We start from the raw sequence: 14,969 nt of genomic DNA, 5'->3' as shown, positions 1-14,969 counted from the left end.
AGTTTTCCGGGATGGCCTTTCGCCATCCCGTAATTTTTAGCGGTTAAAATATAAAGGCTAAAGGTTATGCCAACCACCAATCAATTAGTGCGCAAGCCGCGCCAAAAAGTAGTCACCAAGAGCAAAGTTCCAGCGCTTGAGAGCTGCCCACAAAAACGTGGGGTATGTACTCGCGTTTACACAACTACTCCTAAGAAGCCTAACTCAGCCTTGCGTAAGGTTGCTAAGGTTCGTCTGACGAATGGCTATGAAGTAATTAGCTATATCGGCGGTGAAGGCCACAACCTGCAGGAGCACTCTGTTGTGCTGCTGCGTGGTGGTCGTGTGAAGGATTTGCCGGGTGTGCGTTACCACATGGTACGCGGTAGCCTAGATACTGCCGGTGTTAAAGACCGTAAGCAATCCCGCTCCAAGTACGGTGCTAAGCGCCCTAAGGCTGCTTAATCCCAGCAGCCCAAAGTTTAAGGAATCGAGAAAGCCATGCCAAGACGTAGAGAAGTTCCCAAACGTAACATCCTGCCTGATCCTAAGTTCGGTAGTCAGGAAGTTTCAAAGTTCGTTAATGTGTTGATGACCGGTGGTAAGAAATCGGTTGCAGAACGTATTCTATACGGCGCATTTGATCAGATTACACAAAAGAGTGGCAAGGATGCGCTGGAAGTATTTACTCTGGCTATCGGTAATCTGCGCCCTGTAGTTGAAGTGAAGAGCCGTCGTGTTGGTGGTGCTAACTACCAGGTGCCTGTTGAGGTGCGCCCTGCGCGTCGTAATGCACTGGCAATGCGCTGGTTGCGTGATGCAGCTCGCAAGCGCGGCGAAAAGTCCATGGGCTTGCGTCTTGCGGCAGAGTTGGTGGAAGCATCTGAAGGTCGTGGTTCTGCCATGAAGAAGCGTGAAGAAGTGCACCGTATGGCAGAAGCCAACAAGGCCTTCTCACATTTCCGCTTCTAAGCCATTTAACAAAGCAATAGTAAACAAAAGTAAAAGGTAATCGCTGTGGCTCGTAAAACTCCTATTGATCGCTACCGTAATATCGGTATTAGTGCGCACATTGACGCTGGTAAAACCACGACAACTGAACGTATTCTTTTTTATACCGGTGTAAACCACAAAATTGGTGAAGTGCATGATGGCGCTGCCACCATGGACTGGATGGAGCAGGAGCAAGAGCGCGGCATTACTATTACTTCTGCTGCTACTACTGCTTTCTGGAAGGGTATGGCTGGTAATTACCCTGAGCACCGTATTAATATTATTGATACTCCTGGCCACGTTGACTTCACGATTGAAGTTGAGCGTTCCATGCGCGTGTTGGATGCTGCCTGTATGGTGTACTGTGCGGTGGGTGGTGTGCAGCCTCAATCTGAGACTGTATGGCGCCAAGCTAACAAGTACGGTGTGCCACGTCTGGCGTTCATTAACAAGATGGACCGTACCGGTGCTAATTTCTTCAAGGTTTATGATCAGCTCAAGACACGCCTGAAGGCGAATCCTGTGCCGGTTGTCGTGCCTATTGGTGCAGAAGATACCTTCACTGGTGTGGTTGACTTGATGAAGATGAGATCGATCATTTGGGATGAAGCTAGTCAAGGTACCAAGTTTGACTATTCCGAGATTCCTGCTGATCTGGTTGAGGTATGCAACAAGTGGCGTGAAAACATGGTGGAAGCTGCTGCTGAAGCCAATGAAGAATTGATGAATAAGTACCTTGAAGACGGCGATCTGTCTGAGGCTGATGTACTTAAGGGCTTGCGTGCGCGTACTCTGGCTGGTGAAATTCAGCCTATGTTGTGCGGTTCTGCGTTCAAGAACAAGGGTGTGCAGCGTATGCTGGATGCCGTGATCGACTTCCTGCCATCGCCAGTGGATATTCCGCCGGTCAAGGGTGAAGATGACGACGGTGTGATTGTTGAGCGTAAGGCTGACGATAGTGAAAAGTTTGCTGCGCTGGCATTCAAGATCATGACTGATCCATTTGTTGGGCAGTTGATTTTCTTCCGCGTGTATTCTGGTGTGGTGAATTCGGGTGATACTGTTTACAACCCGATCAAGGGCAAAAAAGAGCGCTTGGGTCGTATCTTGCAGATGCATGCTAATCAGCGTGAGGAAATCAAGGAAGTGCGTGCCGGCGACATCGCTGCGGCTGTGGGTCTGAAGGATGCGACTACTGGTGATACTTTGTGTCACCCAGATCACATCATCATCCTTGAGCGCATGATATTCCCTGAGCCTGTGATTCACGTGGCTGTTGAGCCAAAGACCAAGGTTGACCAGGAAAAAATGGGTATTGCCCTGAACCGCCTGGCGCAAGAAGATCCGTCTTTCCGTGTTCGCACTGATGAAGAAACCAATCAAACCATTATTTCTGGTATGGGTGAGTTGCACCTGGAAATTCTGGTAGACCGTATGCGTCGCGAATTCAACGTTGAGGCTAATGTAGGTGCGCCGCAAGTGGCTTACCGTGAAGCGATCAAGAAGAAAGTTGAAGTTGAGGGCAAGTTTGTTAAGCAGTCTGGTGGTAAGGGTCAATACGGTCACGTATGGTTGATCATGGAGCCAAACGAGCCTGGTAAGGGTTTTGAGTTTGTCGACCAGATCAAGGGTGGTACCGTACCTCGTGAGTTCATCCCTGCGGTTGAAAAGGGTCTGCGCGAAACTATCCCTAGCGGTGTGTTGGCAGGCTTCCCGGTTGTGGATGTGAAGGTTACTTTGTTTGACGGTTCTTACCATGATGTTGACTCGAACGAAAACGCCTTTAAGATGGCGGCTTCGATCGGCTTCAAGGATGGTATGCGCAAGGCAGATCCAATATTGCTGGAGCCTATGATGGCGGTTGAAGTTGAAACCCCGGAAGATTATATGGGTGATGTGATGGGTGACTTGTCTTCACGTCGCGGTATGATTCAAGGTATGGAAGATAACGCAAGCGGCAAGGTGATTCGTGCTGAAGTTCCTCTGGCTGAAATGTTCGGCTACTCCACTGTAGTGCGCTCATTGTCGCAAGGTCGTGCAAGCTACAGTATGGAATTCAAGCACTATGCTGAAGCGCCAAGAAACGTGGCAGAAGCCATCATTAACAAGAAATAAGCACTATTATTAAAGGAAACGGAAATGGCAAAAGGTAAATTTGAGCGGACGAAACCGCACGTAAACGTAGGGACGATTGGTCACGTTGACCATGGTAAGACCACGCTGACAGCTGCGATCACTACCGTGTTGACCAAGAAATTTGGTGGTGAAGCCAAGGACTACTCCCAGATCGATAACGCGCCGGAAGAAAAGGCCCGTGGTATTACTATTAATACCTCCCACGTTGAGTACGAAACTGCTGCACGTCACTACGCTCACGTTGACTGTCCAGGCCACGCCGACTACGTTAAGAACATGATTACCGGTGCTGCCCAGATGGACGGCGCGATCCTGGTATGTTCCGCTGCTGACGGCCCAATGCCCCAGACACGTGAACACATCCTGCTGGCACGTCAGGTGGGCGTACCTTACATCGTCGTCTTCTTGAACAAGGCAGACATGGTGGATGACGCAGAACTGCTGGAACTGGTTGAAATGGAAGTGCGCGAGTTGCTTTCCAAATACGAATTCCCAGGTGACGACACCCCAATCATCCACGGATCAGCCAAGCTGGCCCTGGAAGGTGACCAATCCGAAATTGGCGAACCAGCCATCTTCCGTTTGGCTGACGCCCTGGATAGCTACATCCCAACCCCAGAGCGCGCTGTTGACGGCGCATTCCTGATGCCAGTAGAAGACGTATTCTCCATCTCCGGTCGTGGTACCGTAGTGACAGGTCGTATCGAGCGCGGCATCGTCAAGGTTGGTGATGAAATCGAAATTGTTGGTCTGAAGCCAACCCTGAAGACCATCTGTACCGGCGTTGAAATGTTCCGCAAACTGCTGGATCAAGGTCAAGCTGGTGACAACGTAGGCGTACTGCTGCGCGGTACCAAGCGTGAAGAAGTTGAGCGTGGTCAAGTGTTGTCTAAAGTGGGCTCCATCAAGCCACACACCAAATTCACAGCAGAAATCTACGTGTTGGGTAAAGATGAAGGTGGTCGTCATACACCATTCTTCAATGGCTACCGTCCACAATTCTACTTCCGTACCACAGACGTGACTGGTGCAGTAGAACTGCCAGCGGGTACTGAAATGGTCATGCCTGGTGACAACGTATCTATCACGGTAGCGCTGATCGCGCCAATCGCGATGGAAGAAGGTCTGCGCTTCGCGATTCGTGAAGGTGGCCGTACCGTTGGTGCTGGTGTCGTCGCTAAAGTACTTGAGTAATTAATCCCGTCAGGCCGCAAGCGTTAATGCTTGCGGCCTTTTCGCTCTTTGGAAGTACCGCTCTTTAAGGAAAGTAATATGGCAGCTCAAAAAATTCGTATCCGCCTCAAGGCATTTGATTATCGTCTGATTGATCAGTCTGCGCTTGAAATTGTTGAAACGGCTAAGCGCACTGGTGCTGTGGTCAAGGGGCCTGTGCCATTGCCAACACGTATCGAGCGTTTTGATATTCTGCGTTCACCACACGTTAACAAGACATCCCGTGATCAGTTCGAAATTCGTACTCATCAACGCCTGATGGACATTGTTGACCCAACTGACAAGACTGTTGATGCATTGATGAAGCTGGATCTTCCAGCCGGTGTTGATGTTGAAATCAAGCTGTAAGTTGTAATTTTGAAGTGGGTCGGATATAATCCGACCCTTTCGCGTACCGGGTCGGTCAATTGTAATCGGCCTTTTTAATTATTATAAGGAAACGATCATGAGCTTAGGGCTTATTGGTCGCAAGGTGGGCATGACCCGCATTTTTACCGAAGAAGGCGAAAGCATTCCGGTAACAGTGCTGGAAGTCGTTCCTAACCGTGTGACACAGATCAAGACTGTCGCAAGCGATGGCTATACAGGCCTTCAGGTTGCTTACGGCGAACGTCGTGCTAGCCGTATTGGCAAAGCATTGACAGGTCACTATGCTAAGGCTGGTGTATCTGCTGGTGCTGGCATCAAAGAATTCCCAGTCGTTGCTGATGTGCTGGCGAACTACACTGTTGGTGGGCAAGTAACTGTTGAGCTGTTTCAGGCAGGTCAGCTGGTTGATGTGACCGGTATTTCCATCGGTAAGGGTTTTGCTGGTGCCATCAAGCGTCACAACTTCAGATCTAACCGTGCTTCACACGGTAACTCCAGATCACATAATGTGCCAGGCTCTATTGGTATGGCGCAGGATCCTGGTCGTGTTTTCCCTGGTAAGCGCATGCCTGGTCATCTGGGTGCAGCCAAGACTACTGTGCAAAATCTGCAAGTGGTGCGTGTGGATGCTGAACGCAATCTCTTGTTGATTAAGGGTGCAATTCCTGGCTCTAAAGGCGGCGATGTTGTCGTGCGCGCTAGCGTGAAGGTGAAAGCATAATGGAAATTAAATTAATTGATAAGAATGGCAAGCCTGCTAAAGCTGGTTTGGCTGTTTCTGAAGCAACTTTTGGTCGTGAATTCAACGAAGCTCTGGTGCATCAGGTGGTGGTTGCCTATCAGGCAAATGCCCGTACTGCAACTCGTGCGCAGCTGGGCCGTGGCAATGTAAGTCATACGACACACAAGCCATGGAATCAGAAGGGTACTGGTCGTGCTCGTGCTGGTATGAGCTCCAGCCCGATCTGGCGTGGAGGCGGTCGTGCGTTCCCTAATAGCCCGGATGAAAATTTCAGCCATAAGGTAAACCGTAAGGCTTATCGCGCTGGTGTGCGTGCCATCTTGTCTGAATTGGTTCGTCAAGAGCGCTTGCGTGCAGTTGAAGAGTTTGTCGTTGATAGTCCAAAGACTAAGCAGTTGCTAGAGAAGATCAAGAATTTCGGTTATACCGATGGTTTGTTGGTGTTGGTAGACAGTTTTGATGAGAATCTTTACCTGTCTGCGCGTAATCTTCCGCATGTGCTCGTCATTGAAGCGCAATACATTGATCCTGTCAGTTTGGTGCGTTTCCCTAACGTGCTGGCAACCACTGGTGCGGTCAAGAAACTTGAGGAGATGCTGGCATGAGCGCGTTGACTATCCAAGAACGTTTGTTGCAAGTGATTGTTGCACCACAAATTACAGAAAAAGCGACCCGCATTGCTGATAAGTATCAGCAGATTGCATTCAAAGTGCGTACTGATGCTACCAAGTCTGAAATCAAGGCTGCAGTGGAGTTGGTATTCAAGGTTGAAGTTGATGCTGTGACTGTCGTTAATGTTGGCGGCAAGGTTAAGCGTGCTGGCCGTACCGTTGGTCGCCGCAAGGACTGGAAGAAGGCTTATGTAAGCCTGAAGCCGGGTCAAGAAATCAACTTCGCAGCGGGCGAATAGGAGAAATTATGGCACTGATTAAAGTCAAGCCGACTTCCCCAGGCCGGCGCGCTGTAGTCAAGGTGGTGACACCTGAGCTACACAAGGGCAAGCCCTATGCGCCCCTGCTGGAGAAGCAAAATAAACATGCTGGTCGTAACAATAACGGCCATATCACGATTCGTCACCAAGGTGGTGGTCATAAACAGCACTATCGTCTGGTTGATTTCCGTCGCAACAAGGATGGTATCGTGGCAAAGGTAGAGCGTCTGGAATACGATCCTAACCGTAGCGCGCATCTTGCTTTGTTGTGCTATGCGGATGGTGAGCGTCGTTACATTATTGCCCCGCGTGGTATTTTCGCTGGTGCGCAATTAGTGAGCGGTTCTGATGCGCCTATTCGTCCAGGTAATGCATTGCCATTGCGCAACATCCCAGTCGGTAGCACGATCCATTGCATTGAATTGCAACCAGGTAAGGGTGCGCAAATTGCGCGTTCTGCCGGTACTTCAGTGCAGTTGCTAGCGCGCGAAGGTAGTTATGCTCAGTTGCGTCTACGCTCTGGTGAAGTCCGCCGCGTACACGTTGACTGCAAAGCGACTATTGGCGAAGTTGGTAACGAAGAGCACTCCCTGCGTTCTATCGGTAAAGCTGGTGCTATGCGCTGGCGCGGTGTTCGTCCTACCGTTCGCGGTGTGGTGATGAATCCGGTCGATCACCCGCACGGTGGTGGTGAAGGTAAGACCGCTGCTGGTATGAATCCTGTCAGTCCATGGGGTACACCTACCAAGGGTTATCGTACGCGTAGCAACAAGCGTACTGACAACATGCGCGTCAGCCGTCGTCCTGCGAATAAGAGGTAATCAATATGGCACGTTCAATTAAAAAAGGGCCATTCGTTGATGGTCATCTGGCAAAAAAAGTAGAAGTTGCAGCCGCTACTCGTGATAGAAAACCAATCAAGACTTGGTCGCGTCGCTCTACTATTCTGCCTGATTTCATTGGTTTGACCATTGCGGTTCACAACGGCAAGCAACATGTGCCGGTGCTGATTTCAGAAAACATGGTAGGTCACAAGCTCGGCGAATTTGCGCTGACCCGTACGTTCAAGGGTCACGCTGCCGATAAAAAGGCCAAGAAGTAGGAGAATGACGATGGAAGTATCCGCAGTATTAAGAGGTGTTCATCTGTCCCCGCAGAAGGCTCGCTTGGTGGCTGATTTAATTCGTGGCAAGAAAGTAGACAATGCCCTGAGTATCTTGGCTTTCACCCCTAAAAAAGGGGCTGAGATCATCAAGAAAGTGGTTGAGTCGGCGATTGCCAATGCAGAGCACAATGAAGGCGCTGATATCGATGAGTTGAAGGTAACTTCAATTTATGTCGACAAGGGGCTGGTGCTCAAGCGTATTCGCGCTCGTGCCAAGGGTCGTGCTGGACGGATTATCAAACCAACTTGTCACATCACTGTGACAGTCGGTAACTAAAGGAATCGTTATGGGTCAGAAAATTCATCCGTTTGGTTTCCGTCTGAGTGTCCAGAAAAACTGGTCTTCTCGTTGGTATGCCAATAGTCAAAATTTCCCAGCGATGCTGAACAGCGATATCAAGGTACGTGAGTTCCTTAAGAAGAAGCTGTCGCATGCGGCTGTGAGCAAGATCGTGATTGAGCGTCCTGCAAAGAATGCAAAGATCACTATCTATAGCGCACGTCCTGGTATCGTCATTGGTAAGAAGGGCGAAGACATTGAGTCATTGCGCTCCAGTCTTCAAGGTCTGATGGGCGTACCTGTTCATCTGAATATTGAAGAGGTGCGCAAGCCTGAAATCGATGCGACACTGATTGCAGAAAGTATTGCACAACAGCTTGAAAAGCGCGTGATGTTCCGTCGCGCTATGAAGCGTGCAATGCAAAACGCCATGCGTCTGGGTGCCCAAGGCATCAAGATCATGAGTGCAGGTCGTTTGAATGGTATCGAAATTGCACGTACCGAATGGTACCGTGAAGGCCGCGTGCCTTTGCATACATTGCGTGCCGATATCGATTATGGTGTGGCTGAGGCACAAACTACCTACGGTATTATTGGTATCAAGGTTTGGGTGTTCAAGGGCGAGATTTTCGGCAATAAGGCTGATCAATCTGCTGCACCTGCCGAGCCAGAAAAGAAAGTAAGAAAGTCGGGGGCGAAAAATGCTGCAACCAGCTAGACAAAAATTCCGTAAGATGCAGAAAGGCCGTAACAAGGGCATCGCAACTACCGGTAACAAGGTAAGTTTTGGCGAGTTCGGTCTTAAAGCAGTTGGTCGTGGTCGCCTGACCGCGCGTCAGATTGAAGCGGCTCGTCGTGTGATGACTCGCCATATCAAGCGTGGTGGCCGCGTTTGGATTCGCATTTTCCCAGATCAGCCGATTTCTAAGAAGCCAGCTGAAGTGCGGATGGGTAATGGTAAGGGTAGTACCGAGTACTACGTAGCCCAGATCCAGCCAGGTAAAATGCTGTATGAAATGGACGGCGTTAGCGAAGAGCTGGCGCGTGAAGCGTTCCGTCTGGCTGCTGCCAAGCTGCCAATCGAAACTACATTCACTACTCGTCATATTGGGAGCTGAGCATGAAAGCATCCGAATTGAGAAATAAAACTGTTGAAGAGCTGAACAACGAACTGATTGAGTTGCGCCGTGCACAATTCTCTCTGCGTATGCAGCTTGCTACTCAACAGCTGAACAAAGTTGACCAGGTAGGCAAAGTACGCCGTGATATTGCTCGCGTTCGTTCTGTGCTTGCTGAAAAAGCCAAATCGGCTAATGCAAGTCAAGCTTAAGCGGAGTTATTATGAGCGAAATTCAAACTGAAAAACTTGTCCGCACCCTGAGCGGTCGTGTTGTTAGCGACAAGATGGATAAGACGGTTACTGTACTGGTTGAGCGCAAGGTTAAACACCCCTTGATCGGTAAAGTGGTACGTCGTTCCAACAAGTTCCATGCACACGATGAAAACAACGAGTGCAAAGAAGGTGATCTGGTTGTGATTGAAGAAAGCCGTCCGCTTTCCAAGACTAAAACCTGGCGTGTGAGCAAGATTGTAGAAAAAGCACGTATTGTGTAATAAATATTGCTCCCCTACTTGCAAGAGTGGCGGGGAGCAATATATAATGTCGGACTTTTCGGCGCCCAACAAGCTGGCGCCCCAATACTGACCGTGGTGCTGTCGGCCGATTTTGACAAGCGGCTGGTGTTGGTTTAACGGATTAAGTTGGAGATTATTCTCATGATTCAAATGCAGTCTCGGCTGGAAGTTGCCGATAACACTGGTGCGCGTTCTGTAATGTGCATCAAGGTGTTGGGTGGTTCTAAGCGTCGTTATGCTGGTATTGGTGACATCATCAAGGTCAGTATCAAGGATGCGGCACCACGTGGTCGCGTCAAAAAAGGCGAGGTCTATAGCGCGGTTGTTGTTCGCACAGCCAAGGGTGTTCGTCGTCCAGACGGTTCCTTGGTTAAGTTCGACACCAATGCTGCGGTATTGTTGAACAACAAGCTGGAACCGATTGGTACCCGTATTTTCGGGCCGGTGACACGTGAGCTGCGTGGCGAGCGTTTCATGAAGATCGTTTCTCTGGCACCCGAAGTTCTATAAGGAGTTGCTGGATGAGTAAGATTCGTAAGGGCGATGAAGTCGTTCTGAATACAGGAAAAGACAAAGGTAAGCGCGGTACTGTTCTGCGTGTGCTGGAGTCCGGCCATGTTTTGGTCGAGGGTATCAACATTGTGAAAAAGCATGCTAAGCCAAACCCAATGCGTGGTGTAACTGGCGGCATCATCACTAAGGAGATGCCTGTAGACATCTCTAATGTTGCTTTGTTTAATGGTGCCACCCAGAAGGGTGACCGCGTTGGCTTCAAAACATTGGACGATGGTCGTAAGGTTCGTGTATTCAAGTCCAGCGGCGAAGTCGTAGACGCATAAGGGTAAATCATGGCTCGTTTAAAAGATTTTTACAAAGACACCGTGGTTGCACAGCTTACTGAGCAGTTTGGTTACAAGTCTGTGATGCAAGTACCGCGCATTCAAAAGATCAGCATCAATATGGGTGTTGGTGAGGCGGTTGCAGACAAGAAAATCATGGAAAATGCAGTTGGTGATCTCGAAAAGATTGCTGGTCAGAAACCTGTTGTGACCAAGGCTAAGAAGTCCATCGCTGGTTTTAAGATTCGTGATGGTTACCCAGTAGGTTGCAAAGTAACTTTGCGTCGTGAACACATGTATGAATTTCTGGATCGCCTGATTACTGTGGCTATTCCTCGAATTCGTGACTTCCGTGGTATTTCTGCCAAGTCCTTTGATGGTCGTGGTAACTATAACCTTGGTGTTCGTGAACAGATTATTTTCCCGGAAATTGAATACGACAAGATCGATGCGTTGCGCGGGATGAATATCACCATCACTACCACTGCAAAGACTGATGAAGAGGCGCGTGCGCTCCTCTCCGCATTCAGCTTCCCTTTTAGGAACTAATCATCATGGCTAAAACCTGTTTGATTGAACGCGAACAAAAGCGTCGCGATACAGTAAAGAAATATGCAGCAAAGCGTGCTGAGTTGACTGCGGTTGCCAATGATGTGAATGCATCAGTTGAAGACCGTCGTGCCGCTCGCAGTAAGCTGCAAAGTCTGCCACGTAATTCTAGTCCAGTTCGCTTGCGTAATCGTTGTGCGCTGACTGGTCGTCCACGTGGTGTGTTTAGTAAATTTGGCATTGCGCGCGGCAAGCTGCGCGAGTTGATGATGCGTGGCGAAGTGCCAGGTGTCACCAAGGCTAGCTGGTAACGGAGGAATTTAGTATGAGTATGAGTGATCCGATTGCCGATATGCTGACGCGCATCCGTAATGCGCAGCGCACTAACAAGCCTGTTGTTTCTATGCCTTCTTCCAAGTTAAAGGGTGCTATTGCTAGCGTTCTTAAGGATGAAGGTTATATCGATGACTTTGGTGTGCAAGAAGTAGACGGTAAGCCACAACTGAATATCAGCCTGAAATACTACGCTGGTCGTCCTGTTATTGAAAAGATTGAACGCGTGAGCCGTCCAGGTTTGCGTATCTATCGCGGTAACCAGGATATTCCTGTTGTGATGAATGGTTTGGGTGTGACGATTGTTTCCACATCCAAAGGTGTAATGACTGATCGTAAAGCACGTGACGCCGGTATCGGTGGCGAAGTGCTGTGCGTAGTGGCTTAAGGGGAAAACTATGTCTCGTGTAGCTAAAAACCCAGTCGCTATCCCTGCTAAGGTAGAAGTTGTTCTGAGTGCTGCCAATATTGCAGTAAGCGGTCCTTTGGGCAAGCTTTCACTGGCGTTGACTGGTGATGTTGATGTGCAACGCGACGGTGATAACATCACTTTTGCAGTAGCTAAAAACAGTCAGCATGCCCGTGCAATGTCAGGTACTTTGCGTGCTCTGGTCTTTAATATGGTTGCTGGTGTTTCTCAAGGTTTTACACGTAAGCTGAACCTGGTGGGTGTGGGCTATAAAGCTCAGGCTCAAGGGGCTACGTTGAATCTAGATCTGGGGTTTTCCCATCCGGTTAATCACAAGATGCCAGAAGGCGTGACTGTTCAGACTCCAACACCTACAGAAATCGTGCTTACAGGTCCAGATAAGCAAGTGGTTGGTCAGGTTGCCGCGCAGATTCGTGCGTATCGTTCTCCAGAGCCTTATAAGGGCAAGGGTGTTCGTTACTCCGATGAAGTGGTGATTATCAAAGAAACCAAGAAGAAGTAAGGTTTAGCCATGAATATTGAAAATTCACGCCTGCGTCGTGCACGTAAAACTCGTGCCAAGATCGCTGAGTTGAAAGTCACGCGTTTGAGCGTACATCGTAGCAACGGGCATATTTATGCTCAGATCATTGCGCCTACTGGTGATCAGGTTCTTGCCAGTGCTTCAACCCTTGAGGCAGAAGTACGTAAGGATATCAAGAACGGTGGCAACATCGCTGCTGCCGTAGTTATTGGTAAGCGTATTGCTGAAAAGGCAAAGGCTGCTGGTGTCACCACCGTTGCTTTTGATCGTTCCGGCTACAAATACCACGGTCGTATCAAGGCGTTGGCAGATGCTGCGCGTGAAAACGGCTTGTCCTTCTAATAGACGGGGTTGATGATGGCAAAAGTTGAAATTGAACAGCAGCAAACCGATGGTTTGCGCGAGAAGATGATCGGCGTCAATCGTGTCACCAAAGTGGTGAAGGGCGGTCGTATCATGAGTTTTGCCGCACTGTCAGTCGTTGGTGATGGTGATGGCGGTGTAGGTATGGGCAAGGGCAAGGCGCGTGAAGTGCCAGTGGCCGTGCAAAAAGCAATGGACGAAGCCCGTCGTGGCATGATCAAGGTGAGCCTGAACAACGGTACGTTGTATCATGCCGTGACGGGTGTTCACGGTGCTGCCAAAGTGTTTATCCAGCCAGCTTCTGAAGGTACCGGTATTATCGCCGGTGGTGCAATGCGCGCTATCTTTGAAGTAATGGGTGTGACTAACGTTCTGGCTAAATGTATTGGTTCTACCAACCCATACAACGTGGTTCGTGCAACTTTGAATGGCCTGCAATCCATGAATACTCCAGCTGAAGTTGCTGCCAAGCGCGGCAAGAGTGTTGAAGAAATCAGAGGTTAATGATGGTTAAGGCAAAAAAAGCAACAGACTTGATCAAGGTCACCTTGGTTAAAAGCACCATCGGTAGAATCCAGTCTCACCGTGCATGTGTAGCAGGCCTAGGTCTGCGCCGTCTGCACCAGACAGTTGAAGTGCAAGACACTCCAGCTAATCGCGGCATGATCAATGCGGTGAGCTATCTGTTAAAGGTAGAAGCATAATGAAACTGAACTCCATTAAGCCTGCTGAAGGCGCCAAGCAGGAAAAACGCCGCGTTGGTCGTGGTATTGGCTCAGGCTTCGGCAAAACTGCTGGTCGCGGTCACAAGGGTCAAAAGTCCCGTACTGGTGGCTTCCACAAGGTCGGTTTTGAAGGCGGTCAAATGCCTTTGCAACGTCGTCTGCCTAAGCGTGGTTTCAATTCACTGACCAAGGCTGATACAGCTCATGTTCGTACAAGCGAGCTGGACAAAGTTGAAGCTGAAGTGATTGATTTGCTGGCGTTGAAGCAAGCTAACGTAATCTCCGCAACTGCACGCTCAGTCAAAGTTTATCTGTCTGGTGATGTCAGTCGTGCTGTAACTCTGCAAGGCTTGTTGCTGAGCAAGGGTGCACGTGCTGCTGTTGAAGCGGCCGGCGGTAAAATCGTCGAGTAATTGATACGTGGCTAACGATAGTATTTTTGGTGCAGTAGGTAAGATGAGTGAGCTCAAAAGCCGTTTGCTTTTCGTGCTTGGTGCTCTGATCGTTTTCCGTTTGGGTGCGCACATCCCGGTTCCTGGTATTGATCCGGATGTGCTTGCCCGCCTGTTTGAGTCGCAGAGTGGCGGTATTCTAGGCATGTTCAACATGTTCTCGGGCGGTGCCCTTGAACGGTTTACCATTTTTGCCCTGGGTATCATGCCGTATATCTCAGCTTCTATCATCATGCAGCTTTTGACCGTGGTGTCCCCACAGATGGAGCAGCTGAAAAAGGAAGGTGAGAGCGGTCGTCGCACGATTACCAAGTACACCAGATATGGCACTGTGTTTTTAGCCACTTTCCAGGCGCTGGGTATTGCGATAGCACTGGAAGGTCAGGCTGGCCTTGTGCTCGATCCAGGTTTGATGTTCCGTTTTACCACAGTGATTACACTGGTAGGCGGCACCATGTTCCTGATGTGGTTGGGTGAGCAGATTACCGAGCGTGGTATTGGTAATGGTATTTCTATTATCATCTTTGCCGGTATTGTGGCTGGTTTGCCGCATGCTATTGGCGGTACGCTGGAGTTGGCGCGTACTGGTGCATTCTCAATACCATTAGTGCTGTTCTTGTTCGTGGCTGCAATTCTCGTGACAGCGTTTGTTGTGTTTGTGGAACGAGGTCAACGCAAGATTACTGTGAATTATGCGAAGCGCCAGGTTGGACGCAAGGTATTTGGTGGTCAGACTAGCCATTTACCTTTGAAGTTGAATATGGCGGGTGTGATTCCCCCGATTTTCGCTTCGAGCATTATTCTGTTCCCGGCGACAATGGCTGGTTGGTTTGGTAGTCATGAAAGTATGTCTTGGCTGAAGGATATTGGTTCTACCTTGTCCCCAGGTCAGCCCCTGTACATTATTTTCTTTGCTACAGCGATTATTTTCTTCTGTTTCTTCTATACGGCATTGGTATTCAATCCTAAAGAAACAGCGGATAACCTGAAGAAGAGTGGTGCATTTGTTCCTGGGATCCGTCCTGGTGAGCAGACCGCCAGATATATTGACCGCATTATGGGTCGTTTGACCCTGGCTGGTGCGCTCTATATCACTGCGGTTTGTTTGTTGCCAGAGTTCCTGATTCTGAAATTTAATGTGCCTTTCTATTTTGGTGGCACTTCTTTGCTGATTATCGTGGTTGTAACTATGGACTTTATGGCCCAGGTTCAATCCCACCTGATGTCTCATCAGTATGAAGGTTTGCTGAAAAAGGCTAACTTTAAAGGTGGTGCGGGTCTCCCGAGGTAAT

General features: G+C 49.3%; 26 protein-coding genes. All 26 read left to right on the top strand.

Annotation, left to right across the window (positions count from 1 at the left end; translation table 11 throughout):
- The first annotated feature begins 66 nt into the window (after positions 1-66).
- The 26 genes from rpsL (at position 67) to secY (ending at position 14,968) form a co-directional block, all read left to right on the top strand.
- Positions 67-444: a 30S ribosomal protein S12 gene (gene rpsL, locus LG201_RS09395; protein ID WP_226771880.1), complete on the top strand. Its 378-nt coding sequence runs from the start codon at positions 67-69 to the stop codon at positions 442-444.
- A 36-nt stretch (positions 445-480) separates the two neighbouring features.
- Entirely contained in the window at positions 481-951 is a 471-nt protein-coding gene (gene rpsG, locus LG201_RS09390) for a 30S ribosomal protein S7 (protein ID WP_226757348.1), read from the top strand.
- Positions 952-996: 45 nt separating this feature from the next.
- A complete protein-coding gene (fusA, locus tag LG201_RS09385) occupies positions 997-3,087 on the top strand; it encodes an elongation factor G (RefSeq protein WP_226771879.1) in 2,091 nt (696 codons plus the stop codon).
- Positions 3,088-3,111: 24 nt separating this feature from the next.
- Positions 3,112-4,302, top strand: coding sequence for an elongation factor Tu (tuf, locus tag LG201_RS09380; protein WP_226771878.1), 1,191 nt, complete (start codon positions 3,112-3,114; stop codon positions 4,300-4,302).
- Positions 4,303-4,380: 78 nt separating this feature from the next.
- Positions 4,381-4,689, top strand: a complete 309-nt coding sequence (rpsJ, locus tag LG201_RS09375) for a 30S ribosomal protein S10 (RefSeq protein ID WP_011478646.1) — start codon at positions 4,381-4,383, stop codon at positions 4,687-4,689.
- 97 nt (positions 4,690-4,786) lie between these two features.
- Positions 4,787-5,431, top strand: coding sequence for a 50S ribosomal protein L3 (gene rplC / locus LG201_RS09370; RefSeq protein WP_226771877.1), 645 nt, complete (start codon positions 4,787-4,789; stop codon positions 5,429-5,431).
- Positions 5,431-6,057, top strand: a complete 627-nt coding sequence (rplD, locus tag LG201_RS09365) for a 50S ribosomal protein L4 (protein ID WP_226771876.1) — start codon at positions 5,431-5,433, stop codon at positions 6,055-6,057. Before rplC ends, rplD begins: the two co-directional genes overlap by 1 nt.
- Positions 6,054-6,362, top strand: a complete 309-nt coding sequence (gene rplW, locus LG201_RS09360; RefSeq protein ID WP_226771875.1) for a 50S ribosomal protein L23 — start codon at positions 6,054-6,056, stop codon at positions 6,360-6,362. The genes rplD and rplW overlap by 4 nt, the downstream gene beginning before the upstream one ends.
- An 8-nt stretch (positions 6,363-6,370) precedes the next feature.
- Positions 6,371-7,204: a 50S ribosomal protein L2 gene (gene rplB, locus LG201_RS09355; protein ID WP_226771874.1), complete on the top strand. Its 834-nt coding sequence runs from the start codon at positions 6,371-6,373 to the stop codon at positions 7,202-7,204.
- Between the two features lie 5 nt (positions 7,205-7,209).
- Positions 7,210-7,485, top strand: a complete 276-nt coding sequence (rpsS, locus tag LG201_RS09350; RefSeq protein ID WP_226771873.1) for a 30S ribosomal protein S19 — start codon at positions 7,210-7,212, stop codon at positions 7,483-7,485.
- A gap of 10 nt (positions 7,486-7,495) precedes the next feature.
- The gene (gene rplV, locus LG201_RS09345; RefSeq protein WP_226771872.1) at positions 7,496-7,825 is read left to right on the top strand and encodes a 50S ribosomal protein L22; all 330 of its coding nucleotides are present in this window, start codon (positions 7,496-7,498) and stop codon (positions 7,823-7,825) included.
- Positions 7,826-7,835: 10 nt separating this feature from the next.
- On the top strand, positions 7,836-8,546 hold the full coding sequence (gene rpsC / locus LG201_RS09340) for a 30S ribosomal protein S3 (protein WP_226771871.1): 711 nt from the start codon (positions 7,836-7,838) through the stop codon (positions 8,544-8,546).
- Positions 8,530-8,946, top strand: coding sequence for a 50S ribosomal protein L16 (rplP, locus tag LG201_RS09335; RefSeq protein WP_226771870.1), 417 nt, complete (start codon positions 8,530-8,532; stop codon positions 8,944-8,946). The genes rpsC and rplP overlap by 17 nt, the downstream gene beginning before the upstream one ends.
- 2 nt (positions 8,947-8,948) lie before the next feature.
- A complete protein-coding gene (gene rpmC / locus LG201_RS09330) occupies positions 8,949-9,158 on the top strand; it encodes a 50S ribosomal protein L29 (protein ID WP_226755569.1) in 210 nt (69 codons plus the stop codon).
- A gap of 11 nt (positions 9,159-9,169) precedes the next feature.
- Positions 9,170-9,442 carry a 30S ribosomal protein S17 gene (rpsQ, locus tag LG201_RS09325; RefSeq protein WP_226755570.1) on the top strand — a complete coding sequence of 91 codons (273 nt, stop codon included), beginning with the start codon at positions 9,170-9,172 and terminating at the stop codon, positions 9,440-9,442.
- A gap of 162 nt (positions 9,443-9,604) precedes the next feature.
- Positions 9,605-9,973 carry a 50S ribosomal protein L14 gene (rplN, locus tag LG201_RS09320; protein ID WP_226755571.1) on the top strand — a complete coding sequence of 123 codons (369 nt, stop codon included), beginning with the start codon at positions 9,605-9,607 and terminating at the stop codon, positions 9,971-9,973.
- 11 nt (positions 9,974-9,984) lie between these two features.
- Positions 9,985-10,302: a 50S ribosomal protein L24 gene (rplX, locus tag LG201_RS09315; protein ID WP_226771869.1), complete on the top strand. Its 318-nt coding sequence runs from the start codon at positions 9,985-9,987 to the stop codon at positions 10,300-10,302.
- A 9-nt stretch (positions 10,303-10,311) separates the two neighbouring features.
- Positions 10,312-10,851, top strand: a complete 540-nt coding sequence (rplE, locus tag LG201_RS09310) for a 50S ribosomal protein L5 (RefSeq protein ID WP_226771868.1) — start codon at positions 10,312-10,314, stop codon at positions 10,849-10,851.
- A gap of 5 nt (positions 10,852-10,856) precedes the next feature.
- On the top strand, positions 10,857-11,162 hold the full coding sequence (gene rpsN / locus LG201_RS09305; protein WP_226771867.1) for a 30S ribosomal protein S14: 306 nt from the start codon (positions 10,857-10,859) through the stop codon (positions 11,160-11,162).
- 14 nt (positions 11,163-11,176) lie between these two features.
- Entirely contained in the window at positions 11,177-11,572 is a 396-nt protein-coding gene (rpsH, locus tag LG201_RS09300) for a 30S ribosomal protein S8 (protein ID WP_226755575.1), read from the top strand.
- A 10-nt stretch (positions 11,573-11,582) separates the two neighbouring features.
- Complete coding sequence (rplF, locus tag LG201_RS09295) at positions 11,583-12,116, top strand: 50S ribosomal protein L6 (protein WP_226771866.1); 534 nt, start codon at positions 11,583-11,585, stop codon at positions 12,114-12,116.
- A gap of 9 nt (positions 12,117-12,125) precedes the next feature.
- Positions 12,126-12,479, top strand: coding sequence for a 50S ribosomal protein L18 (gene rplR, locus LG201_RS09290; RefSeq protein WP_226771865.1), 354 nt, complete (start codon positions 12,126-12,128; stop codon positions 12,477-12,479).
- Between the two features lie 15 nt (positions 12,480-12,494).
- Positions 12,495-13,004 carry a 30S ribosomal protein S5 gene (rpsE, locus tag LG201_RS09285; RefSeq protein WP_089375849.1) on the top strand — a complete coding sequence of 170 codons (510 nt, stop codon included), beginning with the start codon at positions 12,495-12,497 and terminating at the stop codon, positions 13,002-13,004.
- 2 nt (positions 13,005-13,006) lie between these two features.
- Complete coding sequence (rpmD, locus tag LG201_RS09280) at positions 13,007-13,204, top strand: 50S ribosomal protein L30 (protein WP_226771958.1); 198 nt, start codon at positions 13,007-13,009, stop codon at positions 13,202-13,204.
- Complete coding sequence (gene rplO / locus LG201_RS09275) at positions 13,204-13,638, top strand: 50S ribosomal protein L15 (RefSeq protein WP_226771864.1); 435 nt, start codon at positions 13,204-13,206, stop codon at positions 13,636-13,638. The genes rpmD and rplO overlap by 1 nt, the downstream gene beginning before the upstream one ends.
- Before the next feature lie 43 nt (positions 13,639-13,681).
- Complete coding sequence (gene secY, locus LG201_RS09270; protein ID WP_226771863.1) at positions 13,682-14,968, top strand: preprotein translocase subunit SecY; 1,287 nt, start codon at positions 13,682-13,684, stop codon at positions 14,966-14,968.
- Position 14,969: the final 1 nt, after the last annotated feature.

Source organism: Methylobacillus gramineus, assembly GCF_020532675.1.
Taxonomy (GTDB): Bacteria; Pseudomonadota; Gammaproteobacteria; order Burkholderiales; family Methylophilaceae; genus Methylobacillus; species Methylobacillus gramineus.
Note: the sequence above shows the minus strand (reverse complement) of the source record. Positions and strands in the feature narration are given on the sequence as shown.

Bases quoted from the DNA above. Each gene is read 5' to 3' on its own strand.
- rpsC (WP_226771871.1), top strand. From the start codon at position 7,836: ATGGGTCAGAAAATTCATCCGTTTGGTTTCCGTCTGAGTGTCCAGAAA.
- rplX (WP_226771869.1), top strand. From the start codon at position 9,985: ATGAGTAAGATTCGTAAGGGCGATGAAGTCGTTCTGAATACAGGAAAA.
- rpsN (WP_226771867.1), top strand. From the start codon at position 10,857: ATGGCTAAAACCTGTTTGATTGAACGCGAACAAAAGCGTCGCGATACA.
- rpsJ (WP_011478646.1), top strand. From the start codon at position 4,381: ATGGCAGCTCAAAAAATTCGTATCCGCCTCAAGGCATTTGATTATCGT.
- tuf (WP_226771878.1), top strand. From the start codon at position 3,112: ATGGCAAAAGGTAAATTTGAGCGGACGAAACCGCACGTAAACGTAGGG.
- rpsQ (WP_226755570.1), top strand. From the start codon at position 9,170: ATGAGCGAAATTCAAACTGAAAAACTTGTCCGCACCCTGAGCGGTCGT.
- rplE (WP_226771868.1), top strand. From the start codon at position 10,312: ATGGCTCGTTTAAAAGATTTTTACAAAGACACCGTGGTTGCACAGCTT.
- rplP (WP_226771870.1), top strand. From the start codon at position 8,530: ATGCTGCAACCAGCTAGACAAAAATTCCGTAAGATGCAGAAAGGCCGT.
- rplN (WP_226755571.1), top strand. From the start codon at position 9,605: ATGATTCAAATGCAGTCTCGGCTGGAAGTTGCCGATAACACTGGTGCG.
- rpsG (WP_226757348.1), top strand. From the start codon at position 481: ATGCCAAGACGTAGAGAAGTTCCCAAACGTAACATCCTGCCTGATCCT.
- rplO (WP_226771864.1), top strand. From the start codon at position 13,204: ATGAAACTGAACTCCATTAAGCCTGCTGAAGGCGCCAAGCAGGAAAAA.
- rplD (WP_226771876.1), top strand. From the start codon at position 5,431: ATGGAAATTAAATTAATTGATAAGAATGGCAAGCCTGCTAAAGCTGGT.
- rpsL (WP_226771880.1), top strand. From the start codon at position 67: ATGCCAACCACCAATCAATTAGTGCGCAAGCCGCGCCAAAAAGTAGTC.
- rpsS (WP_226771873.1), top strand. From the start codon at position 7,210: ATGGCACGTTCAATTAAAAAAGGGCCATTCGTTGATGGTCATCTGGCA.
- rplB (WP_226771874.1), top strand. From the start codon at position 6,371: ATGGCACTGATTAAAGTCAAGCCGACTTCCCCAGGCCGGCGCGCTGTA.
- rplW (WP_226771875.1), top strand. From the start codon at position 6,054: ATGAGCGCGTTGACTATCCAAGAACGTTTGTTGCAAGTGATTGTTGCA.
- rplF (WP_226771866.1), top strand. From the start codon at position 11,583: ATGTCTCGTGTAGCTAAAAACCCAGTCGCTATCCCTGCTAAGGTAGAA.
- rplV (WP_226771872.1), top strand. From the start codon at position 7,496: ATGGAAGTATCCGCAGTATTAAGAGGTGTTCATCTGTCCCCGCAGAAG.
- rpsH (WP_226755575.1), top strand. From the start codon at position 11,177: ATGAGTATGAGTGATCCGATTGCCGATATGCTGACGCGCATCCGTAAT.
- rplC (WP_226771877.1), top strand. From the start codon at position 4,787: ATGAGCTTAGGGCTTATTGGTCGCAAGGTGGGCATGACCCGCATTTTT.
- rpmD (WP_226771958.1), top strand. From the start codon at position 13,007: ATGGTTAAGGCAAAAAAAGCAACAGACTTGATCAAGGTCACCTTGGTT.
- rpsE (WP_089375849.1), top strand. From the start codon at position 12,495: ATGGCAAAAGTTGAAATTGAACAGCAGCAAACCGATGGTTTGCGCGAG.
- rplR (WP_226771865.1), top strand. From the start codon at position 12,126: ATGAATATTGAAAATTCACGCCTGCGTCGTGCACGTAAAACTCGTGCC.
- secY (WP_226771863.1), top strand. From the start codon at position 13,682: ATGAGTGAGCTCAAAAGCCGTTTGCTTTTCGTGCTTGGTGCTCTGATC.
- rpmC (WP_226755569.1), top strand. From the start codon at position 8,949: ATGAAAGCATCCGAATTGAGAAATAAAACTGTTGAAGAGCTGAACAAC.